Here is a 25,137-nt window from a genome sequence, read left to right as displayed (position 1 = left end):
TCTCAATTCAGGGAGGAGTGATCGTTGAGTAAATTTTCGAAAAGCATATTGGCGGTGTCGGCATTACTTTTAGGTAATAGCCTGACCATTGGCTCAGTACAGGCTCAAGAACTGAGCTTTGAGCAATATGTAGAAAAACTAAAGCAACAAGGCCGTGAAGAAGGCATTTCTGAAGCGATCATTGATGAAGCCTTTGATGGTGTAACGTTTAAGCCAAGAGCGGTCAAAGCGGATAAAAACCAACCTGAAAAGAAACTGACTCTGGATGAGTATATTCCACGAGCAGTGCCAGATTGGAAAGTGAAGCAAGCAAGATCACTGTATAAGAAGCATTACAAAGCGTTAAAGCGCATTGGTGATGAATATGGCGTTCAGCCGCGATTCATTGTCGCTTTATGGGGCGTTGAGAGTAACTTCGGTAAATTCACCGGTAATTACAGCGTTATCGATGCTTTAACAACTATGGCTTACGAAGGGCGCAGAGAAGCGTTTTTCCGCAGTGAAGCGATGGCGGCGTTAACTATTCTTGACCAAGGCCATATCACACCAAAAGAGATGAAAGGCTCTTGGGCTGGTGCTATGGGTCAACCTCAGTTTATGCCTAGCTCATTCTTAGCGTATGCCGCTGATGGCAATGGCGATGGTAAGAAAGATATCTGGGGTACGGAAGAAGATGTATTTGCCTCGGCGGCGAATTATCTGAGCCAATCCGGTTGGGACGACAAGTACACTTGGGGCCGTCAGGTTCACGTACCATCAACGGTGTCTATTGATTTGCAAGGTCGTTCTGAAGACAAAGCGAAATACCTAAAAGAGTGGTCTGAATTGGGTATTAAGCGTTATGACGATCGCCCATTGCCTAACCTTGATGAAGACATTAAAGCTTGGTTAATCATGCCAGATGACGAAGCGGGTCGTTCTTACCTCGTTTACAACAACTACAATGTGTTAATGAGGTGGAATCGTTCTTACTACTTTGCTTTGGCTGTTAGCCATCTAGCAGACAGAATCAAGTTTGATTAGTAGACCTAATTGTATTAATCGGTATGGCTTGCTTTGATAGCATTTGTCCTACCATAGGCAGAACGAACTAAAGGACTCTTCGGAGTCCTTTTTGATTTTATTTTTTAGAGTTTTAAGAAGGTGGTCTTGTGCTAACAGATAGAGCTGCACAGATGGTGATATTCCATGCATTAATTAAGCATGATGGCTTTACCAGTGCTGCAAAAAGCTTGAACGTTTCGGTGTCTCATATCAGTAAGCAAGTTGCTTTGCTCGAAGACTCCATTGGAATCAAGCTAGTACAAAGAACCACACGTAGCCTAACGCTAACGGAAGCGGGGGAAGTATTCTATCAGCACTGTGAGCAACTGTTTAACACGGTAAAAGCGGCTCAAATGGATATGGACAGCCAGCGTGATGATATCTCAGGAATACTGCGTGTTGGGCTGTCGCAGTCATTTGGCACCTTACATATCATTCCCGCGATTGATGAGCTCAGACAGTTGTATCCTCAGTTGAGAATCGAAGTCCACCTGTTCGATTACAAAGTAGATATGATTGAAGAGCGTCTAGATCTTTGGATCACCAATAATGAAGACTTGCCAGAAGGGTACATTGCGCAGCGATTAGCTGATAGCCAGTTTGTGGTAGCCGCATCGCCCGATTACCTGATTAAAGCCGGGACACCACACGTACCGTCTGATTTGATTGACCACAACTGTCTTATCTATCGCAGCCGAGAGCGAGACTACACATCGTGGGCGTTTGATAACGGACAAGAGAATCTTAGTGTTAAAGTGGCCGGGGATTACTCGGTGGATTTAGCTGAGGCAGTTCGAGACGCAGCGGTATCCGGGTGGGGCGTGGCTTACTTGGCCACTTACTTAGTGAAGGAAGAGTTCAGAACGGGCAAATTAATCCAAGTCTTGCCGGAATGGAGAGCGAGTCAGCTGATGCCGTTCTATGCTGTGTATCCGAGTCGAAAGAACATGCCGAAGAAGCTTTCTGCGGTGATTGAGTTCATCAAAGATCATATCGGATCGCCAACCTACTGGGATGAAAACCTAAAAACTTGCGTTGAACTGCATCGTTAACTGTTTCCAAATCTATAAATATAATTTCCATATGGAAAAAGTACGCTTTTTAATCAAAGTTAATTATTAAAATTCAATAACTTAATTAAAATCATTACTCAAGAGTGATTACCCCAACATCACATTAACAACCGCCGCTTGCCGCAAACGATTTCCTCTATAGAATGCGTCGCCTTTCCTAACTACAACTTTTAGGTTGACGCACATGGCTTCGCTACTTGGAATTATTACTATTTTAGTTGCCGCTTGGTTACTATCTACGGACAGAAAAAATATTCCACTAAGAACAGTCTCTTTGGCTTTCTTATTACAAATCTCATTCGCGCTATTGGTTCTGTATGTACCAATGGGTAAAGAAGCGTTGAATGCAGCCACAGGTGCGGTATCTAGCTTGATCAACTACGGTCAAGAAGGGATTAACTTCCTATTTGGTGGCCTTACGAACAACGGTTTCGTTTTTGCGATTAATGTTCTGGGCATCATTATCTTTTTCTCTGCGCTTATCTCTGGTTTGTACCACATCGGCTTTATGCCAAAAGTGATCAACCTTATCGGTGGTGCGCTGCAGAAGTTCTTGGGCACAGGGCGTGCTGAATCACTGTCTGCAACTGCAAATATCTTCGTTGGCATGATTGAAGCACCATTGGTGGTTAAGCCTTACCTGAAACACATGACGGACTCGCAACTGTTCGCAGTGATGGTGTGTGGTTTGGCATCTGTAGCGGGTGGCACGCTGGTTGGTTATGCGTCACTAGGTGTAGACCTAAACTACCTGATTGCCGCGGCATTCATGTCTGCACCTGCAGGTTTGTTAATGGCTAAAATCCTAGTTCCGGGCAGTGCTGACGATGTTCAAGAAAACATTGAGTCTGATGTTGAAATTCCACGAGCAACAAACGTAGTTGAGGCAATGGCAGATGGGGCTATGTCTGGACTTCGTATTGCCGTTGCGGTGGGTGCGACACTTCTTGCCTTTATCAGTGTGATTGCAATGCTGAATGGTTTGCTAGGTATTGTTGGTGGTTGGTTTGGCGTAAACCTAAGCTTCGAGCTTATCCTAGGCTATGTGTTCGCACCCGTTGCATGGCTGATCGGTGTGCCGTGGTCTGAGGCTATCGTTGCAGGCTCACTGATCGGTAACAAGATCGTTGTGAACGAGTTTGTCGCTTTCATCCAGTTAATGGACGCGAAAGAGGTACTTAGCGAGCATTCACAAGCGATCGTTACCTTCGCACTGTGTGGTTTTGCCAACATCTCTACCATGGCGATTCTTATCGGTGGCTTAGGTAGCTTGGTACCAGAGCGTCGCTCTTTCATCTCACAATACGGCTTTAAAGCGATTTGTGCAGGTGTGTTTGCTAACCTAATGAGTGCCGCGATTGCTGGTGTGGTACTTTCACTCTAGCTAGATGATAAGTACCGAGTGAGCGAGTCAGTCACTTTATTCCCCTATAGTAAAGTGACTGATTAATCACAATAATATTCGGTCAGCACGAAAAAGAGAGCCTATAGTTTAATGATGTAGGCTTTCTTGTTTTAGCAAATAGGTTTGTATCACAGGGTGTGGCACAAATTATTTAGGGGCATAAATGGATTTGTCGATTACTTCTTCTTTGGCGCTAATTGGACTCTTGTCTTTAGCCTGTCAGCTTCTGGGCTGGCGTTTGCGTCTTCCCGCTATTCTCCCTCTTCTCATTGTCGGCCTGCTATTGGGCCCCGGTTTAAATGTCCTTAACCCAGATGTCATTTTTGGCGAAGTGCTATTTCCGCTGATTTCATTAGGTGTTGCCATCATTCTGTTTGAAGGCGCATTGACGCTTAATTTCAAGGAGATCAGAGGCCATGGTCGCATGGTGACTCATCTAGTGAGTGTCGGAATGCTGATTACATGGGCGTGTATCGTGGTCGGTGCTTATTACTTTGTTAACTTTAGTTGGCCATTAGCAGCGCTATTTGGAGCCTTGGTAGTGGTGACGGGCCCGACAGTGATTGTGCCTATGCTGCGTAGTATTCAGCCCAAAGCTTCTCTTGGCAGCATTTTGCGCTGGGAAGGTATTGTGATTGACCCAATAGGCGCTCTGTTTGCGGTTCTGGTTTACGAATACATTGTCTCTTCAGCCGACCCTACCGGTCACGTGTTGTCTGCGCTTGGGCTGACTCTGGCGATTGGTTTAGGCTTAGGGATCATCGGTGGCCATTTGATTGCCAAGATGCTGCAAGGGCATTGGGTGCCACACTATTTGCGTAATGTGGCAGTGCTGACGTTAATGTTGGCGGCGTTCTCGTTTTCTAATGACTTGAGTGAAGAGTCAGGTTTGTTAACCGTGACCATCATGGGGATCTGGCTTGCCAATGTGAAAGGCTTGGATATCGAAGACATCATCGAATTCAAGGAAACTCTGACTGTGCTGCTCATTTCTGCGCTGTTTATTTTGTTAGCCAGTCGGCTCGATTCGGGCGCGTTTCTGTCGATAGGTTGGGGCGGTATAGGGTTGTTAGCGGTGGTTATGCTGGTGGCTCGTCCGTTAAGTGTGTGGATCAGCGGGATCGGCACGGATCTTAGTTCTGCAGATAAATGGTTTTTGAGCTGGATGGCGCCGCGCGGGATCGTGGCTGCAGCGGTTTCTTCTCTATTTGCGATCAAACTTCAAGAGAAGCAATTGATTGACGGGGCAGATCTGCTGGTGCCCATGGTGTTCTTGGTCATTATCGGAACGGTTGTTATTCAGAGTTTAACCGCAAGTTGGTGGGCGAGAAGGCTAGGTGTCACTCAAGAGAAAGCGCAAGGGGTGATTTTCTTCGGTGCCACCCACTTCGCAAGGCAGTTTGCCAAGGTGCTCGCGACGCACAACATAAATAGTGTGCTTGCGGATACCAACTGGGAGAGCATTCGCTTGGCGCGTATGGATAGCTTGAATGTCTACTTTGGTAACCCCGCTTCCAGTCATGCGGAAAACAATTTGGAACTGGATGGGATAGGGCGAGCGATGATTGTCTCGCCTTACCGTCAAACCAACCCGTTAGTCAGCATGCATTATCAAGACGAGTTTGGTGCCAACAAGGTATTTGAACTTGAGTCACCAGAGAGCAAGCATGAAAGGCATCAAGTGAGCCGGGATGGCAATCGAAGTCTATTTGAGGAAGGCGTGACCTATTCCAAGCTTAATTCGTTAATGGCTCAAGGCAGTCAAATTAAGAGTACAGGGCTGACAGAGGCATTTGATCTGAATGAGTTTAATGCTTTGTATCCTAAAGCGATTTTACTTGGAGTTATCAATGGCGGTGATTTCCGTTTAATTACTCAAGGGGCTGACTTGGAAAAGCTGATATCGACAGAGTGTGAGATCATCAGTTTACTGCCGCCTTCAGAGCCGGTTGAGAAACTCGAGACTCCAGATAAGTAGTAAGTGTTCTTTATCAAAAAAGCCGCAACGTTTTTCACGTTGCGGCTTTCTCATTTAATTTATACTGCGTTACAGATTACTTCGAGTGAAACTGCTCGCAAGCGATCATCGTATTCTCGATTAAGCTCGCCACTGTCATTGGGCCAACACCACCCGGTACAGGAGTGATGAAGCTTGCGCTCTCTTTCGCGACATCGTATTCAACGTCACCGACTAGCTTGCCAGATTCTAAACGGTTGATACCAACATCGACCACAACTGCACCTTTCTTAATCCAAGCACCAGGAATGAAGTTAGGCTTACCTACAGCAACCACAACAACGTCTGCTTGACGTACGTGGCCTTCAAGGTCTTTGGTGAAACGGTGGCATGTCGTCGTCGTACAACCCGCTAGAAGCAGTTCTAGAGTCATTGGGCGGCCTACGATGTTTGAAGCGCCAACAACAACCGCGTGCTTGCCACGTAAATCGATGTTGTAACGGTCAAGCAGCGTGATGATACCTTTTGGCGTACAAGAGCGAAGCTTAGGCATACGTTGAGCCAAACGGCCGACATTGTATGGGTGGAAGCCATCAACGTCTTTCTCTGGTGTGATGCGCTCAAGAACGTGAGTGCTATCGATACCAGCAGGTAGAGGCAGTTGAACCAGAATACCGTCGATCTCTGGATCTTGGTTCAATTGGTCTACTAGGTTTAACAGTTCATCTTCTGTTGCAGTGGCTGGCAAATCGTAAGATTTAGATACGAAGCCAACTTCTTCACACGCTTTACGCTTACTTCCAACGTAAACCTGAGAAGCAGGGTCTTCACCCACTAAAACAACCGCTAGGCCCGGAGCGCGTAATCCAGCTTCAGTACGAGCTTTTACACGTGCAGCAACTTCGGAGCGAACCGTTTGAGAAATTAGCTTTCCATCAATATTTTGAGCAGTCATGAATTTCCTTAGTATTGATATTCAAGTTAGTGGCTGATGTTTTTGGCGCATTATTCCAGAAAATCTTTTTGATTACCATCAAGCAAACGATTGCTTTGCTCTATTTTCCAACACTTATATGTTTGTTGCCCTTTTTTTACTCACTTAGATCAGAATGTTACATAAAGCCGTTGCTTTCATGATTCGAATTCGTATAATTCCTTCCTGTAGCGCGCCCTTAGCTCAGCTGGATAGAGCACGTCCCTTCTAAGGATGTGGTCGTAGGTTCGAATCCTACAGGGCGTGCCATTATTTACGGGGCGTAGCAGGTTAGTACTTGCTACGCCCTTTTTCGTTTTTATCATTTGTGGTCAAGTATATGGTCAAGTAACGATGAACCTGCAGGCTACGACCTGATACGGCATGAAACACACTCAAAGTTACTCCCGGCTATAGGCTTTCCTATCTTCTCCCTTTGCCTCGATGTATTTTTTTAAGTTCTACTAATGCATCCCGCATTCGCAGCCATTTAAGTCAATCCGACTCAAGTTATCGATCATTACACCTGCATGGTGTATACATTAATTATAGATAACTACATGTTTATTAAAAGTTTTTATATTGACTGATCGTTTTTTGTGCTGTATTTTTATTTCAAATAGCGAAACATAGCCAGTATTTGGTACAGATCCATCCTGGAGTCGGTATCAGTAGGTTATGAGAGGTAAAATATGAATGAGCAAACTACTCACGATTGAAGATATTATTTACACCTTTGATATTAGTCGAACTACCTTTTGGAGAATGAGGCAGGATGACACGTTCCCAAAACCGATCATGGTTTCTAAACGCTCTCCCCGTTGGAGCGAGCAAGAGGTATATATGTGGTATGAAGCTAGTAGATAGATTAATGTTGAGGCGGCATAGTCTGTTTTGTAGTTAGCAAGGACGCTAGCTTGTAATCGGTATTCAGAGTATAGGGCAAGCTTCAGATATTTACTTCTCTACTAGCGAGCTCATTCCAATCGCATACCTATATACTATAAAGGGTTAGCTCTCTCTTTTTGTGTCCCCGGTCTGTTATTAAAGAAGGCAGCGCTTTATGCTTGCGGAGTTAACTAGTGCTAGTTGATATTTCTTGGAAGTCGAAGAGAACTGCTTGTTATCCACGCAAACATCTAAGCGTTTGAGTAAATATTTAATCAGTGCTCGTCGGCAACTAATTGTGAGTGGAGAATCATGCATTCCGTAATCGGCTTTTACTATGTGTTGCTGTGCTGTGGTGATATGTGGTGATAGATGTGAGTTTGGAGTGATTTCATTTGTTTCTTCTGTTGTCCAATCTGAACGGCTTCAATGCAAATATCTGATTCATTGAGCAGCTCTGGCTCTCCTCTAAATCGGATGAACACGAAATCTAAGAACATTGTTCTTTATTCAAAATATGCTCGTACATACCAACGGAACCCATCAAATACGATGGTGTGTGGAATGATGTTTCGACCTCGCACTTCAGGGTTATCCATCGAAACATACTCAATATCAACTCTGCGCCTTTCTCGTGCTGCTTGTAGAAGTCTACGAACGATCATAGTGGCAATCTGCCTATTTGGGACTGAAAGGAAAATAGAGTCAGCAAAGCCAAGATCTTTCAAGTTGAAGCCATCTACGTGGTCGCTGTTATACTTGTGCAGCAGCGACAAGTATTCGTTTGGAGTGCCTTTCGTAGACTTTGGCGCAAAATGATCAGTAAGTCGATATCATTTTATACTAAGGTCGTGCACGAGTGGCGGGGTTGGAAACTGTTCTTGATAGGCCTTTGAACCATTAAACGCTGTAATTCGGTATTAGAAAGCTCATTCGTTACGTTGCTACCCAAATTGCCGGGTTGCTTGTGTTTATGCCAGTTAATCAGTGTGTGGCTCATATTCTTACCTAGAAGTATCGCGCTCTTACTATATTTAACGAACGACAACAGCAAAATCAATGCAATCTGTAGGCTATGTATGTTGTTCATTCTCGCTTTGCTCTGCATTTTCTTACTAGGGTATCTCGCCCAAACCACAGGTCTTTGTATGGTGAGAGGAGTAAAAGAGGCGACGAAAGGAGCACCAATGTTCATCTTTGCGATTGTGTTTAGTGGATCGTTGGCTTGGGTATCAATGGGGTTAGGTGCAGTGATTGAGGGGCGCCAGCTGTCTACGGCTTTTTGGCCGAGTTTGTTCTTACTGTTTGGTGGCTTTCTATTTGGTGTTGGCGCGGCAATCAATAGCGGCTGCGGGGGTCTACAGTGAGTAGATTAGCTTTGTTATATATTTCGGGAATTGCACTCTGTTTGTGTATTAAAATCTTGAATGTTAACAATCGGCGCAGTGCTCCGATTGGATATGTTGGCTTGTCACTATGCAGTAGAATTCAGCAGTACGCATACTCCAGTAAACGATTTGGCATAGTATGATCAGAGATGGGTAAGCGATGGTGTTCCTCCTAGCCATATAACCTGTGCTGGTCATATTTAGCCTGATTGCTTTGAAACGATGCCTGTAACACCTCTGATATGTTCTGCGCTATAGCAGGAATGGTGATACGTTTTGTTGTACAATGTTTGTAATGTTATACAAAGCGTATCATTTAAAATGAACCCCTCACAACTAGATAAACTTAAAAAGTTATCAATGTTTACTACCTCAGATGCCGCGAAATTCAACATCACTCGTGCAGCGCTTTCTCGCGCCGTGGAAAAAGGCCATTTAGAAAAACTTCAGAGAGGGCTTTATGGATATGTAGGGCGAGAAGAGTCAGAAATGCAATCTTATGCGGAGGTTAGTGCTAGAGCGAAAAATAGCGTTATTTGCCTTTTGTCGGCTCTTAGATACCACGACCTCACCACCCAAGCGCCATTTCAGGTGTGGATCTGCATTAGTAAAAACGATAGAGCGCCTAGTATTGACTGCCCAAACATACGAATTGTTCGCACCAGAGACATGGCAAATTTTGGAGTTGTCTCAAGACAAGTTGATGGTGTTCCTATTTTGGTGACTGATGTTGAACGGACTATTGTTGATTGTTTTAAGTTCCGTAATAAAATCGGGATTGACGTTGCGATTGAAGCATTTGTGGAAGCAAAACGAGCTAATAAGCTCAATCACGATAAGCTCTGGGAATATGCCAAGTATTACCGAATGACTAATATCATTATGCCCTACCTTGAAGCGCTGAGTTGGAATTAATAAGCTCTTTTTTGCTTCTGAATGCTGATACTAAAATTCCCATGATTTTTCACGCCTTTTTACACTTTTTTTCATCAAGATATTGTCCTCTTTTCCTGTGAATAGGTGGTACATCTGCGCCAATAGGCAGTACTAGTGCGCCAATAGGCAGTGCTAATGCGCCAATAGGCAGTACTAGTGCACCAATAGGCAGTACTAGTGCGCCAATAGGCAGTACTAGTGCGCCAATAGGCAGTACTAGTGCACCAATAAGCAGTGCTAGTGCGCCAATAGACAGTACTAGTGCGCCAATAGGCAGTATTAGTGCGCCAATAGGTATTGCAACTGTGCCTTTCTTAGTCTTTCATTTACTAGATTTTCACTGCAAAGTGGGCTAGGCGGTGGGGCCTGTAAGGGCATTTAGTCAATACGACAAGTTTCAGGCATACCTAACCACATGTCCCGTGCTTTTTGGTTTTCTGTTCACCTTCGCCATAAACCTTAAGACCAATAGCATTAAAGGGCTAGGTGCTGGATTCCTCCTCTTGTTTTAGTCTAAAAAGAGGCCTCAATTTGCTTAGATCTACGATTGATGTAAGTGTAATGCGGGCAACTTAATGAAATGCAGGCAAGTCTAAATATCGAGTCGATAAATCTTTGTAGCGCTCTCAGTGGCATAGAAAAAACTCGCTTCACCCTGAGCGTTGTCGTTATAACTAAATCTCTGAATCGATGAGGCCTCTCACGCTTATTCCATTTTCTTTGTGCTCCCCCATATATCGCTTCGTCATCAAGCCAAAAGGTCAGAGAACCACGGTTAATGATTGGTTGTATTGCTTCCTGGTTGTTTTGTCACGAAGTTGAGGTATTGGGCTACGAGAGGGAGTGGACGGAAGTGAGCAGATAGTAGGTTCAGGATTTAGATCCATTAAATTACGCAACAAAGCAGCTACGCTATCAAAAATTAGTTCCAATTAATTTAAAATAAATTAGAACTACCATGAAATATATTGAAACATCGTGATTTAATATGATTAGATATTTTTAATTTTTCTTGTTTAGTGTGATTTCTTCGGTGTTTACACAATGTGAAATTATTTGTTAATGTAAATAAAAAACAGGTTTAATTATGAATAATTATGTGTCTAGTCAGATGAAGGGATTTAAAAAAACTCAATTTCGTGGTCTTAGAAAACATCACGTAAGAACTATTGTAGATGACAAGAATGTCTATCCGGAGTTGAGTTGTGGAAATGTTCATATTCAAGAGGTTGTTTCGTTCGCTAATTGCGAGAAGAGAATGAAAAAATTGAAGGAATCTGCAGGAAAGCGTACTTGCAATATTGAATTCTCTAAAAATTCCAATGCCTTCGTTGATAATGTTGTTGTTCTTTCTCGAGACCAAGTTCTGGTTGTAAAGTCAAAATATCCATTCAATTGGAAAGAGAAAATTATAGATTGCTGTAAGAAATTGGCAAACTTTATTCATAAGAAATTTGGGCTTTTTCCAATGGCGATTGATCTTCATGTTGATGAGGGCCATTTTAAATCCGAAGAGTTCATTGAAAATTTTCACGTGCATATGACCTTCTTTAATTTTGATTTCGAAAAGTTGGTTCACCCTTTTCGCCTAATGGGTAAGGGAAATATGATGGAGCTTCAAGACCTTACAGGTAGAGCATTTTTTCAGCTAGGGTTTGTCCGTGGTAAATCCAAGGAGTTCACCAGTGCTGAACATAAGGATAAATTAGAGTATTTAGAGGCCCTTGTTGAACGAAAGAAGATGGACTTAGAGTCTCTTAATGCTTCTTATAGCCAAGTTGAAAAAGAGTTAAGTGTTAAACGAACTGAGCTTTCAGACATAGAGTTAAAAATAATAGTTCAAGAGTCTAAATTTAGAAAAGAAGAATGTAGGTTAGTTTCACTAAAAGAAGAAGTAATAGTCGCTAAAGAAGATATTGTTAAGTCAAAAGAATACCTAAATAAAATAAATCGTGACATAAATGAAAATGAATTAAATAAAAAATTAGAGAGTGAGATTGTTTATAATAAAAAGTTAGAAAGATCCAGAATGGAAAATGAATTAACTGTGATTGAAGGTGAACTGATAGAACTGAGAAAGGAATATAGAGAAGTAATTAGATCTAGTAACCCGACAGAAAGAGCTTTGCAGATTAAATTAGGTGTTGAATATGATAAAAATATAGAGTTGACCAAAAAGTTGGATGCTTATGAAGGAAGTGGAAAAGATAGTTTGGAGGATGGTAATAATAGGGAATGCACGAAGAGTATCGCACCGTAAATTAATGACTTTTTAGTATAAAAAACAGATTTCGATCATAAGAGAGTAATTATTATTGTCTCTAAATGGGGATAAATCCACCAGCAATGCTGGTGGATGCAAACAAACTAATGCAGATAGTTTTTTTAAGTATAAGAAGCCTTTAGCCATCAATGACTTTGCTAATGATATCGACAGCAAACTGAGATTTTGAATCCAGATAGAACATCCTTAGCACCCTTTAAAGCTCATTTGATTACTTTAAAAAGTACTCTAAATCAGTCCCGACATTTTCCCTCGGCAGTTAGTGTAATGACAAAGTCGCTTGGTAATTAAGGTCCGACAGAATCGCTTGGTGATCACAAACGGGTAAAGATTCAATCTGAGAAGCTAATTAGATGGTACGCCCCACACCTAAACTACATTCAAACACTGACAGCTCGCCTCATGGGTTCATGGGGCGGATACTTATTACTTGGTATGAAACTTTATTACTCTCCCACACTGACCTTTGCCAATACGTGTAAAGGAGTGAACCATTGGCGAAAGCATGGTGAGCTGCGAAGGGGGGGAAGCACACTCTAAGACTTTGATGAATAGTTGAAGTTTGTCATTGATACACAAGCCGTCTGATCAACGGGACAAGTCAATTTGGTTCACTAGGAATAGTAATGTCTGAATAAACAGGTCGTATGAGGGAAGTAATTGGAGTCAAGTTTGGTAGATTGCCTTTGTGCTAGAACGCCAAACCCTGCAATGAACGTCACCACAATGATAAAATCAAACTGTCCCCACAAAGCGTACAGTACAACGCTCATCGAGCTAGTACTGTGCTACCCAATGGTGATGTGGAGTATGCAGGCGCCGTATACGAGGTCCGTACGTACGTTTCTCTGAGAGGGGGGAGGCGGTAACGCCTCACCCTACTCGATTCCAAAACAGCTTAGCAAATACCGTTAATCAATCTGGCTTTTCTTCGACATTAAACTAAATGTCTTAACCAATCTTCACCGCCAGATACGGTAGTGCCAATCATAAGGAACATAGCCTTGATAAGGTTCAAACTGGCTAGATTTTGGAGAATTTAATGAAATTCGATCAGATTTATAAATCAAAGCAGGATCCCGCCTAGCAAACCCTCTGTATATTAGGCCTCAAGAAGCAAAGCCTTCAACATTCTAAAGAGCATTTTTAAACACCCGGCTCTTGTAAATTCAAAGTGTGCATATACTTTTTGATCGTATCAAGGATACTGTTTTCGTCTAGCATTAAGTCTCGATATAGTTCCTGGTTTGTACCATGTTCTATGAATTTATCTGGAACAGCAATGTGTAACAAATTCGTTTTTAAATTTTCTGACGCCATAAATTCGGACACCGCGCTGCCTGCCCCACCTTTAACACAGCTATCTTCAACCGTTACTATCAACTCGTGTGAGGCCACAAGCTTTTTCAACAAGTCGCTATCTAGTGGTTTGACAAATCTCATGTCTACTAACGTTGCGTCTAGCTCATCTGCTGATTTTTTCGCATTATGTAGAATAGGGCCAAAAGCCAAGATCGCAACTTTTTTACCTTCCCTTAACATTGCAGCAGTACCTAGTGGTATCGGTGTAAGATCGTCAATATTAGTTAAATCATCAGGAGTACTCCCTTTTGGATATCTAACAGCTGCGGGGCCTTTGTGATGGTAGCCAGTGTTAAGTAAACGATAGGTTTCCTTGGCACCAGAAGGTGTCATAATTACGAGCTGTGGTATACACCTTAGTATTGGAATATCATACAACCCATGGTGAGTTGGGCCATCAGCTCCAACTAACCCTGCTCTGTCAATTGCTAACAGTACATCTAACGATTGTATGCATACATCATGAAGTATTTGATCATACGCCCTTTGAAGAAACGTCGAATATATAGCAACAACGGGTTTTAAACCTTCACACGCAATACCTGCTGCGAATGTTACTGCATGTTGCTCTGCAATCCCAACATCAAAGAAGCGTTTTGGGTATAGTTGAGCGAACTGAATTAGATCGGAACCTTCTTTCATTGCAGGGGTTATAGCAGCTAGGCGACTATCTTGGGAAGCTGTTTTACAGCTCCACTTCCCAAATACGTTGGAAAACGTCAAAGCTTTGATGACATTCATGTCTGGTTCGATTTTGTTTACAGTGTGGTATTTTACGGGGTTATTCTCAGCTTCATAAACCCCCTTTCCTTTTACAGTTTTTAAATGTAAAAAATGTGGACCATCAAATTTCTTACATGAATTTAGAGCGTTTACAACAGAGTCAATATCATTTCCATCGACAGGCCCAATATAGTTAAAGCCAAGCTCTTCGAACATAACGCTTGGCACAAACAAACCTTTAGTATGTTCTTCAACGTGCTGTGCGATTTTTGTAGCGGGGTTATTTGAAGATAGGATTTTTTTGCCAGCAGAACGAATTGAATTATATAACTCACTCGAAAGTACCTTGCCGAAGTGTTTAGACAGACCACCGACATTGTTGGATATAGACATTTCATTGTCATTGAGGATCACAATGAAATTTTTCACATCTAGCTCAGAGCAATGGTTTAATGCTTCAAACGCCATACCCGCAGTCAGAGCTCCATCACCAATGATTGCAACCGAATGATTATTGGCCCCTTTTAATTTAAAAGCAGTAGCCATGCCTAAAGCTGCACCAATAGATGTACTCGAATGACCTACACCGAAAGTATCGAATTTGCTTTCTGTTCTTTTTGGAAAAGCTGAAAGGCCATTTATCTGCCGATAAGTCAAAATCTTACGTTTTCTTCCCGTTAGTATTTTATGTGGAAGTGACTGGTGACCAACATCCCAGACTAGCTTATCGTCAGGTGTATTGAATACATAATGCAATGCAACGGTCAACTCAACTACTCCAAGACTTGAGCCAAAATGCCCTCCAGTTTTGCCTAGTACATAACTCATATAGCATCGCATTTCATGCGAGAGCTTCTTTAGATCACTTCTCTTAAGCTCCCTAATATCAGTAGGGTTTTCAATGATATCTAATAATGGAGTTGTTGGGCATTCTGTTGGAAGCAGGCCTTTCATTATTCATATTCCTTTTTAGTTTCAGGATCGATTCACTTTAGATTGTAGCCATCTGCTTAACTTCGAATATCCGAGCTAAAAGATCATATCTTTTAGTTCTAGGTAGAGTCCTTGATGACGCATTGTCTAAAATGTACTAGTAACAAGCAAACAATCCATTTCATTATTATTAAAATGAGATATTTCTGCTCTAAACGACTTATATAAAAGCGGTTATTGTAATACAGAACTGTGTTCTAAGTATGTCACAATATGAGCTGTTCCAATCGGGCTGGAGACCTCGCCGCGTGACATACTGTTTTCAGAATCAATTTAGCCAAGGTACCCAAGTGCATTTTGCCTTCTTGTTCGGTTGTAATCAACCTAGATGTATTTGAAGAGTGCTTCGCGCATACCTTCTCTCCTAATCATGGTACCGTTATCGGGCTTCTTGTATGGAAACGATTGTGATTTAATCCCTCTTCGCTGAAGTAAATATCAAATTCAACCTCTAAATAAGCGGTGTTCTCCTCCTTTTATACCCGTTCAACTTGAAGATGCAGGCTTCAATATCTGAAAATTATCCGTAATTCTGGACACAAGTGAGCCTGCAACTTCTGGTAGCGTCACATCAAAAAACTTTTTGATAGCAGAGGTGAATGCTGCTTTGGAGGAAAAATAAACATTGTTCCTCACATGTTCATCCATTACTTTCCAAAGCCGCTCTATTGGATTTAAGTTTGGGCTGTATGCTGGTCAGTAATGAAGCTCTATATTGAGCACTTTTGCCGCATTTCTCTCCATTTCTGAGCGATGGTAGGCTGCACCATCAAGCACAATATGTACGGTTTGCTCTAGTGGATAATTCTCTTTTTTGAGTTTCCAAAAGAAGCGAACAATGCTCTCGCTATCTATCGCTTCATAAGTATCTGTAATCGTTGTGCTAATGTCTTTCAGTGACAGAGCACCAATTAAATTCACTCGAGTACGGCTACCTGTCGTTTCAATAAGCTTATCCTTTCCTTTTCGGATCCAGCCTTAGCTGAACTTTGTTGATTGAGTCGGATGAACGGCATCCATGAAAAGCACAGGTGCATTATTGAACTTAAGTACCACATTGTAATACTCGATAAACGCTTGTTGCTCTTCAGGTTTTAGCATGTGCGGCACACCTTTGGGCTTTTTGTATGAAAAACCGTGGTGATGTAACCACTTGTTCATGCCTGCAACGGTGTAGCTCACGCCGAATTCCGTCTCGATGTAAGCAACGATTTGACGCGTATGAAAGTAGGTTCTCTCTGTCAAATGCTCGATGAGCTGCATCGTCTGAATTATAGAAAGTCGGCTCTGGCTACCACCATTCTCAGGTTTAAGTTTTTCAGAGAGAACATAATCACTAAGATAGCGGGCAACGGTCGATTCATGAATACGAAGAGCTTGAGACATCATAACCTGACTCCAACCCTCGGAAGCCAGTAAAACGGCTTTTATACGGTCACACACACGACTATCACGCTCAGTGTCGTGCATCTGTTCGAGTTGCTGCTTTTGTTCAGGAGTCAGTACAATTTTCATGGTGCGTAGCATGATCCTGAATTCATGAGAAATCAAGCATCTTCAATGATCACGGGTATAGTAAGCTGCATGGATTGCTTATTGTACATGCAACTCTTGTTACCACCGCTTTCAAGTTTTACTTCTCTAACAGGAGTATTCATCGATATTACGTGCAACCGTAGTTTCATGAATACGACTCAGCTGAGAAATCATCGTACTGTCCTAGCGTTCGGAAACAAGTGGAATCCAAATTTGATTAAGTTCTTGTTTCTTGATGGAGTTATACGGCGGCAGGCTCGAATCAAGTCTATACATGGGATATTACTTACGAGCCTTCAATGGTTCGAGGCCGGCACTATTATCTGTATGCTATAGAGGATATCTACAGCCGAAACATCGTGGGTTATGAGGTGTATGAACGCGAATGTGGTAAATTAGCGTCACAACTCCTGCAACGACCCTTGATGCGAGAAAAGTGCGCCGATGAAGTTCAAAGCGAAGAGGGGTGAGTTAGGTATTACTTCATTATAGAACCGTCCAAGAGTCAGTGATGATAACCTGTATATCGAGTCGTCGTTCCGCTCGATAAAGTATATACCATACTAGCCGACAAAAGGCTTTGAAACTCTCGACAGCAGTCGACGTTGGGCTGAAACCTTCGTGCACTGGTACAATTCACAGTAAACTTAATTATGTCAAGTCTTCACAGCGCGACAATGGAAAAGACAAAGAGATCTTGAGGCGTCGTGTTAAGGTATTATACCAATCTAAGTAAAAATATGATCTAATTGAGGTTGTTACTTTATCGTCAAAGGGATGCGATGGACAACCTCGACAACACTGATTTTAAAAAGCTTGCTAGCCAACAAAAATCTATCCAGATGAAGATGCGATTACTCGCATTGGCACACTTTAAAGATGGCCACTCTCGCACCCAAATCGCCAAGTTCCTTAAAGTCAGTAGAACCAGTGTGAACAAATGGGTACAAGCATTCTTTGAAGAAGGGCTTGAAGGACTGCAAGAGAAACCAAGAACGGGTCGACCAGTATTCCTCAATACTCACAACGTGAACAGCTAAGCCTGTTTATAAAGGCACGTGCCGAAGATTCATCTAGAGGGAGGTTAACAGGTACTGATATTCGTGCTTATATCGTGAAAGAGTTTGGTAAACACTACCACCCAGACTCTATCGACTGTTTGCTTAATCACATGGGCTTCTCTTGGATAACATCACGCTCCAAGCACCCTCGTCAATCCCAGCAAATCGAAGACGATTTTAAAAAAATTCAAAACTGAAACGATCCTTAAGATCCCCGGTTACATGGGGCTTGATAACGTCGATGTCTGGTTTCAAGATGAAGCAAGATTTGGTCAGTAAAACACGACCACTCGACTTTGGGCTAAGCGTGGGTCAAGACCAAGAGCAGTTAAACAGCAGCAGTTTGAATATGCGTATTTGTTTGGCTCAGTATGTCCCGCTAGAGGTATTGGCGAGGCGCTGGTCGTTCCTTGGGTTAACAAGGACATTATTGTTGAGCACCTTAAGAAGATATCCGCGGTGACCGAAAAAGGTCGTCACGCAGTGGTCATTATGGATGGTGCTGGCTGGCATACAAATGACATTGCAGAACAGTTCAGTAATGTCAGTATCATCAAACTCCCGCCATATTCACCAGAGCTAAACCCAATAGAACAAGTGTGGAGTTGGCTTAGACAACACTATCTTGCCAATCAGAGTTTTACCGACTAGCAAGATATTATGTCGAAAGTATGCACTGCATGGAATCGATTCTTGGAGCGTGCTGATAGGGTTACCCAAATGTGTACAAGGGATTGGATTGACCTGATCAGCTAATTTCCCAGATTGGTATTACTCGCTGCAAAACAGCGACACCCTGAACGCTGGCATGATGATGTCAGGAACTGTAAGCCAGTTGGTGACGTACACCTGAATCCAGAAAGAGAAGCTGGTTAATAAGTAACCAAATGATAACAACTATCTTGAAAAACGCCGATAATCACACAAATAAAGTCATCAACATTTCATCTTCTAACGAATAAACCCCATAGAATTGAGCTCCTTTCTTATATGTTGATGTAAGGTCTCGAGTTAACTCTAATGTGATAGTTTTATCGATACAGTTAATATTACTGACCTTAGCTGCCTCAAATCCGAAAAAATTACGCACTTTGGGATATAGAGACTTGTATAAGCTCTCTTTTGCAGAAAATGTGATGAGAAGAGCAATTTCATAATGCAAAGCACAAGTTTTGAGTATTAAACGTTCTTCATTAGTTGTAAAAATATCTGCTGTCTCTCTCATGACGGAAGGCTGTAGCATCTCGATATCTATGCCTGGTGAAACATTACACTCTTGTCTAGAAACTAAAGCAATTGCTTTGTCATTTGTATGGGAAATACTACCACAAAAGCCCAAAGGCCAGATCGGCTCTCGGTCAGGAGCTGTACCAACATTCTTAGCACTCCCTAGCTTCCTAAGAATAAGCTGTGCTGCATATCTAGCAGCAACATACTCTGCTCTACGCTTTATTACAGAGGAACCCAAAACGGCAGGGAATGGGACATTCAGAAGTTCAAATAAGGAATCATCATAATAGTTAGAATCAAACAAAATACAGCAGTAATGTAAACTACGATTTTCCTCAGTAGTACCTATATCTATGAGAGGCATGAAAGGATCTAGAGAATGTTTTGATGAAGATATTAGCATACTGGCAATTTCAGTTGTAACAAAGAGAGTTGTGATGTCTAGTTACTGGAGTTTAAGTATTCATGAATGATTGAATTAAGCATTCTTTGAAAGTGTTGATCTTGGGCACGTAAATACTACACGTATTTGCAAGTATTATGCTGCTGAATCTACTTGCAACTCAATACTACCATTGTAACAGATTTTATTCACGGCAAGATCATTATAAATTGGAACTTTTAAGTGAAGAGGCGATCAGATCAATGAGTAATCACTTATTGTAGCGTTTAAAGTATGACCGACTCTTTTCTCCAACATTTTGAAGTCATTGAAGACTGTAGTTGTCAACTAAAATTGGCCACGGTTTTAGAGTTTTCCCAATATAATATTTCTGATTCGTTGGGAGTTAGGCCACCGTTATACTGATGAGGCCTGAGTTGACAGTAATACCCGATAATATAGCGGGTGATTTCTTGTTGAGCTTCAGCAAAGCTACGATAACCTACTGTTGGCACCCATTCTGTATACAAGCTTCTAAAGAAACGCTCCATCGGCGCATTATCCCAACAGTTTCCTCGGCGAGATAGGCTCTGTTTCATTTGAAAACGCCATAGAAGTTGACGGTATTTTCGACTTGTATAATGGCTACCTTGATCGCTGTGGAACATGACGCCTTTAGGCTTACCACGCGACTCATAAGCCATTGAAAGAGCTTTGCCTGTAAGACTGGAATCAGGTGATAAAGACATCGACCAACCAATCACTTTACGGGCAAAAAGATCAATAACAACCGCTAAATACATCCAGCGATTTCCTATCCAAATATACGTAACAAAACCAACCCAAACTTCATTCGGGGCGGTAACAGCAAACTGTCGGCCCAAGTGATTTGGGATCTCAATATGTTCTTGAGGAGCCTTTCTGTATCGATGCTTTGGCTGTTGGCAACTGACTAAACCAAGAGCTCTCATGAGCTTTGTTGCTCGATAACGGCTGAGTTTTACACCCTGATTTATGACTATACCTGCAATAGTCCGTGCACCCGCAGAGCGATTGCTTGCTGCGTGGGCCTCACTAACCAAACTGCGAAGTTTGACTGTTTCCGCCTTAATCGCCGTTGGACGTTTTAACCAATAGTTATAACTACTTCGATGAACATTGAAGACTTCGCAGGCTTTGTTGCTTAATTCAGATCGAAGACATGCCAGTCCCATTATGCTTGATTCTTAAACAATATACTGAGTTTCAGGCATACCAAGCCCTGTAAGCTTGTTCAGCGCTTTAATCATTGCGTAAGTCTCGCCAACCTGAGCGTTGTAGTTCCTCAGGCTTAATTTTCCACCTAACAACTGTTTCACCCGATACATTGCTGTCTCTGATAGCGAGCGCTTATGATAGCCATACCGCATTTTCCATTTCTTGTTGGAGCCGTAGAGCTTCTGACAACCTACTGCTAAATTGCGAGGGTGTCCTTGTTCCCAGAAGGCAGCCCGTTCTCGTGGCGGGATAAGCGAAACCGCTCGCTTGAACCGTATAGCATCATGGCAATTTCTTGTGTCATAAGCGCCATCACCTGATATCTCAATGATTTTACGACGTGTCTGCTTGAGTAAGTTGGGGAGCACTTCGGCATCGGTTACGTTAGATAAGCTCAGCTCTGCTGCGACTATTTCGTGGGTGCTGGTATCGACTGCGATATGCAGTTTACGCCAGACTCTGCGATTCCCATCAGTACCATGCTTCTTGACCTTCCATTCTCCTTCTCCATAAACCTTGAGGCCAGTGGCATCAATTGCCAGATGTTGTATTGCTCCTCTGGTTTTGGTTTTAAATGAGACTTCAACTTCCTTAGCTCGGCGGCTTATACAGGTGCTGACGGATCCCCTCATAATTTCCCTAGTCCTGCGTTGTGTGTGAGCCTTTGATATTCGAACATTCCCCATTGATATTGGGATTCATTAATTTGATATCGCCGATGATTTCGAACCTCTCTCCCTAGACGAGGTATGGAGAGAACTCGACGGTGTTTAATGCTGTTGGCTTGGAAGTCAAAATGCCATTTGGCCTGTACTGCAATGAGGCCATTCCACCACATCAAGATTTCAGCGAGCAACGCAATAAGAAGCAGGATATCTAATCGCTTAGTACAACGAGTTCTGTTGTGACGAAGTGCGATCCCATAGGCGGTACTCTTTAGATCGCGGAAGGCCTCTTCTATCTGCATACGCTTGGCGTACAGATTGGTAATTTGTACTTCATTTAAGATATGTCTAGGGACATTCGTCGCGAGTAGCCACGGCTCCTTCGCACTGCGCTGGTAGAGATGTGTAGCGGAGTGTTTTTGGCTAGTTCTACTATGGCGCTGGGCTTTTCGGCCTTTTTCTAATCCCTTGTCTCGTCCTGAAATGTGTTTACACGTTGAGGACGAATTATGACTACTTCGAATAATACCTACGTTAAGCGCACTCAGCGTGATTACACACTAGGCTTTAAATTACAGGTCGTCGCCGCTGTAGAAAGAGGCGATATGACCTATAAACAAGCCCAAACCATTTATGGTATCCAAGGCCGTTCAACCGTTTTAACCTGGCTTCGAAAGCACGGTAAGATGAATTGGGCGAAAAATCCAAGGATGAATGTCATGAGCCAATCACCGAAGCCTAAAGAGTCGCCTGCACAGAAAATAAAACGTCTTGAGAAAGAGTTGGAAGACGAAAAAATCAAGAACCTCTTCTTAAATCGAGTGGTTGATATCCTTGATGCTGAGCACGGAACCAGTCTCAGAAAAAAGTATCTAGCCAAGGAGCAAGAAGCCTTCAAAAACAGGAAGGAATAAGTTTAGTTCGAGTATGTAGGCTTTGCGGCATAACAAGGCAGAGTGTTTATCAACGAGAAAAGCGAGCTCATCATCGTCGGTTAGAGCTTAAACCGATTAAAAAAATGGTGTTGGATATTAGGCGTTATATGCCTCGGGTTGGTACGAGGAAGCTCTATTTTTTAATTAAACCCAGACTACAAGAGCAAGGTATCAAGTTAGGCCGAGATGCGCTTTTCAACTACTTACGCGCTGAGCGATTGCTGGTAAGACCTAAGCGTAGTTTTACAAAAACGACCAATAGTCGGCATTGGATGAAGAAACACCCGAACTTATTAAAGGACTACAAGCCATGTAGTCCAGCGAGTGTGTTGGTGAGCGACATAACCTATGTTCAATCTGATGAAAGAGTTCACTACCTATCATTGGTTACGGATGCGTTTAGCCGAAAAATAATGGGCTATGAGCTGAGTAATGAAATGAAAGCGACGGATGTCGTGAAAGCACTAGATATGGCTATCAAAGGACGTCAATATCATCGTTCTTGTATCCATCATTCGGATCGTGGTCTGCAGTATTGCTCAGGTGTATATCAAGATAAATTGAAAATTAGCGGCATAATGCCTTCGATGACAGATGGTTATGACTGCTACCAAAATGCCTTAGCAGAAAGAATAAATGGGATCCTGAAACAAGAGTTCTTACTTGATAGGTGTAAGAATCTTGAGGAGCTTAAACGACTAGTAAAAGAGTCTATCAATATCTATAACAATATGAGGCCGCACCTCAGTCTCATGATGAAAACTCCAAATGAGGTGCATGAAAAAAGCCAACAGCTGGCGCTGTTGGCTTAGTACAAAACTGTCAACGTATTTTAGGACAAGACACCTTATAAAAATAGGCTTCACAAGATATCGGTGATCTCTTTGCTAGTAAGCAGTGGCCAAGATATTTGGGTTTATGGACAGCGGTTGGATAAAAGGTTTTATTTGAGACCCAAGGTTTATGAGGTTGTTTGATTGATACTTCACCTCGGACACGACCTAACCAAAACCAGCCTTTCTCTTGAACTTGTCGGAACCAAGTATTTCGAAAACCCGCATCAGAAACGATGATTGGACTGGTTTTACTGGGTAAAATACTCTGCAATTTATCGAGGAATGTTTGGTGACTTTTCGGTGAATTATATTGGCCATACTCAAAAACTTGTTCAAAGATTGTGATGGCTCGACCATCAAGTGCAACGGATGCTCTTAACGTCATATAACGAAGTTGTTCACGAACATCAGACCAATCCACAAGGATCACCGGGCATGAGTTGGCGCCCGTTATTAAGTAGGCATGCCATTTATAAATTAGGTCTTTTTCACGATGTAGTTGGCGATTTCCAAGCAGTCTATCAACGCGTTTGATCGCATGTTTTACCGTGGTATTAGTTTCCAGTTTGCGACCTAGTTTAGTCAGCGTTAAGTCTGAGCCGTCAAGTACACTTTTTGTAGCAAGTATCAGAGAACTAACGCGTTTTTTGTGAATGGAGGGGCATTGGTTTTGTATGGTTTGTTGTAGAATCTGAATGTGGCGCATTGTTAACCCACTGGTTCGAAATGTGTGTTCAGCGATATTCATTAGATCAAAGACGGCGATGCGCGTCTACCTCATTGTTTTTACGCCTGATTATGAGGGGATTCGTAAGATACAGGTGTAGTGCGGACAAACAAGCGGGATGTTAGCCAGCTTAAATACTGAGTCTAGAAAACCTTGTAGCGCTCTCAATGGCATAGAAAAAACGCGTTTCACCATCAGTGCGGTAGTAATGGCTAAGTCGCTGAATCGGCGAGGTCTACCACGTTTACCTTGTTTGTTTTGCTTCCACTCGGCTATCGCTTCCTCATCAATCCAGAAAGTAAGTGAAGCACGGTTGATTAGGGCTTTGTTGTACTGTTTCCAGTTAGTTGTTTTGTAACGAGGTTTAGGCATGAGGCTGCGATGATCAAAGGGTGTAGCCGATCAGATCGTAGCTTCTTGATTTAGTTCCATCGATTTAAGCAACAAAGCCGACTTCGCATAATGTTTTTACGCTATAGCTCTGCTTGAGTTTTTTGATTATCAAGGATTGTTCAGTGAGTCCGACATCAACAGAGCTGTTGCTTTTTATAATATTTCATTGTGCTCTTCAAGGCGAGCCAGCTTCTTTTTTAATTCCCAACTTTCTATTTGCTCAGGAGTCATAGGCGAAGCTTTTGGTGTTTTCCCTTGTCGTTCTTCTCTAAGTTGGCGAACCCATTTATCTATCGTGGACTTGCCCACATTCATGGCTTGAGCTGCTTCAATCACAGAGTAGTTTTGATCTAGAACTAGTTGCGCTGATTCTAACTTAAATTCTGCGCTGAATTGGCGTCTTGCACGTATTGTCATTATGTCACCTGTTTAGTTAGAGGTGATGATATCACCTCTAACTAAATGAACAAATTCACTATGCCACTACAGTCTAAGCTGGCCGTTTACCCAATAACATATCTAGTAATCTCTTTCTGAACCTGAGAAAAGCTTCTATAGCCCATAACGGGCATCCTTGCTGTATTTAAGCCTAGGAAGAGCCGCTCTATAGGGCTGTTATCTGTGCAGCTAACTCGCCTAGATAAGGTTTATTTTTATTTTATAGGTGGCGGTAATGATGACTCGTATAGTTACTGCCCCGAACATAATCCTCTTTGATTTTTGCCGTGCTGTTGCCATTACATCGACTATTTGGGAGCAGATCACAGAGTTTCGGGATCACTCAATTGGTTTAATAAACAATGACTCAATGAGTATTTACAATTGTTAAAATTGCTTGTAGTGTGTGCATGTATTTGAAGTGCAACTGGGTGAGTATTTTTGGAAATTTATATACATAAAACAAACAACTTTTGTGCAGGTTTTGAGTTGATATCTCAATTATACCCAAAAAAAATAGCGGTTATACACGGTAAAGTGAAGATAAGCTACGAGGAGCTAAATAAAAGAGCTAATAATGTTGTATTTGGCCTGAAAGAACTAGGATTGAAACCTGGTGACAGGGCTGGTGTATGTATTGAAAGAGGAGAG

General features: G+C 42.4%; 15 protein-coding genes, 1 tRNA gene and 8 pseudogenes. 12 read left to right on the top strand and 12 right to left on the bottom strand.

The window, feature by feature from the left end:
- Positions 1 to 24 precede the first annotated feature (24 nt).
- From OH460_RS19495 to OH460_RS19480, 4 genes are all read left to right on the top strand, one after another.
- Positions 25 to 1,023, top strand: coding sequence for a lytic murein transglycosylase (locus OH460_RS19495; protein ID WP_269999215.1), 999 nt, complete (start codon positions 25 to 27; stop codon positions 1,021 to 1,023).
- A 152-nt stretch (positions 1,024 to 1,175) separates the two neighbouring features.
- Positions 1,176 to 2,096: a LysR family transcriptional regulator gene (locus OH460_RS19490; protein WP_080566522.1), complete on the top strand. Its 921-nt coding sequence runs from the start codon at positions 1,176 to 1,178 to the stop codon at positions 2,094 to 2,096.
- A 205-nt stretch (positions 2,097 to 2,301) separates the two neighbouring features.
- Positions 2,302 to 3,501, top strand: coding sequence for a NupC/NupG family nucleoside CNT transporter (locus tag OH460_RS19485; protein ID WP_008221236.1), 1,200 nt, complete (start codon positions 2,302 to 2,304; stop codon positions 3,499 to 3,501).
- A 184-nt stretch (positions 3,502 to 3,685) separates the two neighbouring features.
- Positions 3,686 to 5,500 (top strand): cation:proton antiporter, encoded by a 1,815-nt coding sequence (locus tag OH460_RS19480; protein ID WP_269999214.1) that lies wholly within the window; start codon positions 3,686 to 3,688, stop codon positions 5,498 to 5,500.
- A gap of 76 nt (positions 5,501 to 5,576) precedes the next feature.
- Here the strand turns inward: OH460_RS19480 and folD are convergent, their stop codons facing one another.
- Positions 5,577 to 6,434, bottom strand: a complete 858-nt coding sequence (folD, locus tag OH460_RS19475; protein ID WP_008221243.1) for a bifunctional methylenetetrahydrofolate dehydrogenase/methenyltetrahydrofolate cyclohydrolase FolD — start codon at positions 6,432 to 6,434, stop codon at positions 5,577 to 5,579.
- A gap of 211 nt (positions 6,435 to 6,645) precedes the next feature.
- On the opposite strand from folD, the gene OH460_RS19470 reads away from it, so the two are divergent.
- Positions 6,646 to 6,722, top strand: a tRNA-Arg gene (locus tag OH460_RS19470).
- Positions 6,723 to 7,148: 426 nt separating this feature from the next.
- A complete protein-coding gene (locus OH460_RS27460; protein WP_137407928.1) occupies positions 7,149 to 7,319 on the top strand; it encodes a helix-turn-helix transcriptional regulator in 171 nt (56 codons plus the stop codon).
- Positions 7,320 to 7,846: 527 nt separating this feature from the next.
- Here the strand turns inward: OH460_RS27460 and OH460_RS19465 are convergent.
- The gene (locus OH460_RS19465) at positions 7,847 to 8,116 is read right to left on the bottom strand and encodes a WYL domain-containing protein (RefSeq protein ID WP_269999213.1); all 270 of its coding nucleotides are present in this window, start codon (positions 8,114 to 8,116) and stop codon (positions 7,847 to 7,849) included.
- A 372-nt stretch (positions 8,117 to 8,488) separates the two neighbouring features.
- On the opposite strand from OH460_RS19465, the pseudogene OH460_RS19460 reads away from it, so the two are divergent.
- Together OH460_RS19460 and OH460_RS19455 are read left to right on the top strand one after the other, a co-directional pair.
- A pseudogene (locus tag OH460_RS19460) lies at positions 8,489 to 8,718 on the top strand (YeeE/YedE thiosulfate transporter family protein); the annotation flags it as partial.
- Positions 8,719 to 9,004: 286 nt separating this feature from the next.
- A complete protein-coding gene (locus OH460_RS19455) occupies positions 9,005 to 9,643 on the top strand; it encodes a type IV toxin-antitoxin system AbiEi family antitoxin domain-containing protein (RefSeq protein ID WP_269999211.1) in 639 nt (212 codons plus the stop codon).
- A 431-nt stretch (positions 9,644 to 10,074) separates the two neighbouring features.
- Here the strand turns inward: OH460_RS19455 and OH460_RS19450 are convergent.
- Positions 10,075 to 10,491: pseudogene (locus OH460_RS19450) on the bottom strand (transposase); the annotation flags it as partial.
- A gap of 260 nt (positions 10,492 to 10,751) precedes the next feature.
- Between OH460_RS19450 and OH460_RS19445 the strand changes: the two are divergent.
- Entirely contained in the window at positions 10,752 to 11,924 is a 1,173-nt protein-coding gene (locus tag OH460_RS19445; RefSeq protein ID WP_269999210.1) for a hypothetical protein, read from the top strand.
- A 1,170-nt stretch (positions 11,925 to 13,094) separates the two neighbouring features.
- On the opposite strand, the gene dxs is transcribed toward OH460_RS19445, so the two are convergent.
- Together dxs and OH460_RS19435 are read right to left on the bottom strand one after the other, a co-directional pair.
- Positions 13,095 to 14,987, bottom strand: a complete 1,893-nt coding sequence (dxs, locus tag OH460_RS19440; protein WP_269999209.1) for a 1-deoxy-D-xylulose-5-phosphate synthase — start codon at positions 14,985 to 14,987, stop codon at positions 13,095 to 13,097.
- 525 nt (positions 14,988 to 15,512) lie between these two features.
- Positions 15,513 to 16,541 (bottom strand): annotated as a pseudogene (locus tag OH460_RS19435) (IS630 family transposase).
- An 803-nt stretch (positions 16,542 to 17,344) separates the two neighbouring features.
- On the opposite strand from OH460_RS19435, the pseudogene OH460_RS19430 reads away from it, so the two are divergent.
- Positions 17,345 to 18,379 (top strand): annotated as a pseudogene (locus OH460_RS19430) (IS630 family transposase).
- Between the two features lie 163 nt (positions 18,380 to 18,542).
- On the opposite strand, the gene OH460_RS19425 reads toward OH460_RS19430, so the two are convergent.
- The 4 genes and pseudogenes from OH460_RS19425 to OH460_RS19410 form a co-directional block, all read right to left on the bottom strand.
- Positions 18,543 to 19,217, bottom strand: coding sequence for a 4'-phosphopantetheinyl transferase family protein (locus OH460_RS19425; RefSeq protein ID WP_269999208.1), 675 nt, complete (start codon positions 19,215 to 19,217; stop codon positions 18,543 to 18,545).
- A 362-nt stretch (positions 19,218 to 19,579) separates the two neighbouring features.
- Positions 19,580 to 20,407: pseudogene (locus OH460_RS19420) on the bottom strand (IS3 family transposase); the annotation flags it as partial.
- A 54-nt stretch (positions 20,408 to 20,461) separates the two neighbouring features.
- A pseudogene (locus OH460_RS19415) lies at positions 20,462 to 21,106 on the bottom strand (IS5 family transposase); the annotation flags it as partial.
- A gap of 14 nt (positions 21,107 to 21,120) precedes the next feature.
- Entirely contained in the window at positions 21,121 to 21,642 is a 522-nt protein-coding gene (locus tag OH460_RS19410) for a transposase (RefSeq protein WP_333482713.1), read from the bottom strand.
- A 24-nt stretch (positions 21,643 to 21,666) separates the two neighbouring features.
- Between OH460_RS19410 and OH460_RS19405 the strand changes: the two genes are divergently transcribed.
- Positions 21,667 to 22,904 (top strand): IS3 family transposase gene (locus tag OH460_RS19405; RefSeq protein ID WP_269999207.1). Its coding sequence is split into 2 segments (ribosomal slippage): positions 21,667 to 22,039 and positions 22,039 to 22,904, totalling 1,239 coding nucleotides; the frame shifts between segments, so codons are not numbered across the junction.
- Between the two features lie 10 nt (positions 22,905 to 22,914).
- Here OH460_RS19405 and OH460_RS19400 read toward each other — a convergent pair.
- From OH460_RS19400 to OH460_RS19390, 3 genes and pseudogenes are all read right to left on the bottom strand, one after another.
- Positions 22,915 to 23,634 (bottom strand): IS4 family transposase, encoded by a 720-nt coding sequence (locus OH460_RS19400; RefSeq protein ID WP_269999206.1) that lies wholly within the window; start codon positions 23,632 to 23,634, stop codon positions 22,915 to 22,917.
- A gap of 102 nt (positions 23,635 to 23,736) precedes the next feature.
- Positions 23,737 to 24,027: pseudogene (locus tag OH460_RS19395) on the bottom strand (transposase); the annotation flags it as partial.
- A gap of 79 nt (positions 24,028 to 24,106) precedes the next feature.
- Positions 24,107 to 24,465, bottom strand: a pseudogene (locus OH460_RS19390) (transposase); the annotation flags it as partial.
- 462 nt (positions 24,466 to 24,927) lie between these two features.
- On the opposite strand from OH460_RS19390, the gene OH460_RS19385 reads away from it, so the two are divergent.
- On the top strand, positions 24,928 to 25,137 hold a 210-nt coding region (locus OH460_RS19385; RefSeq protein WP_269999205.1), incomplete at its 3' end, for an AMP-binding protein.

The sequence above is a fragment of the Vibrio sp. Makdt genome, assembly GCF_027587015.1.
Classification (GTDB): domain Bacteria; phylum Pseudomonadota; class Gammaproteobacteria; order Enterobacterales; family Vibrionaceae; genus Vibrio; species Vibrio chagasii_B.
This window is presented reverse-complemented; position numbering and strand designations above follow the sequence as displayed.

Bases quoted from the DNA above. Each gene is read 5' to 3' on its own strand.
- OH460_RS27460 (WP_137407928.1), top strand. From the start codon at position 7,149: ATGAGCAAACTACTCACGATTGAAGATATTATTTACACCTTTGATATT.
- folD (WP_008221243.1), bottom strand. From the start codon at position 6,434: ATGACTGCTCAAAATATTGATGGAAAGCTAATTTCTCAAACGGTTCGC.
- OH460_RS19400 (WP_269999206.1), bottom strand. From the start codon at position 23,634: ATGCGCCACATTCAGATTCTACAACAAACCATACAAAACCAATGCCCC.
- OH460_RS19445 (WP_269999210.1), top strand. From the start codon at position 10,752: ATGAATAATTATGTGTCTAGTCAGATGAAGGGATTTAAAAAAACTCAA.
- dxs (WP_269999209.1), bottom strand. From the start codon at position 14,987: ATGAAAGGCCTGCTTCCAACAGAATGCCCAACAACTCCATTATTAGAT.
- OH460_RS19485 (WP_008221236.1), top strand. From the start codon at position 2,302: ATGGCTTCGCTACTTGGAATTATTACTATTTTAGTTGCCGCTTGGTTA.
- OH460_RS19480 (WP_269999214.1), top strand. From the start codon at position 3,686: ATGGATTTGTCGATTACTTCTTCTTTGGCGCTAATTGGACTCTTGTCT.
- OH460_RS19490 (WP_080566522.1), top strand. From the start codon at position 1,176: ATGGTGATATTCCATGCATTAATTAAGCATGATGGCTTTACCAGTGCT.
- OH460_RS19425 (WP_269999208.1), bottom strand. From the start codon at position 19,217: ATGCCTCTCATAGATATAGGTACTACTGAGGAAAATCGTAGTTTACAT.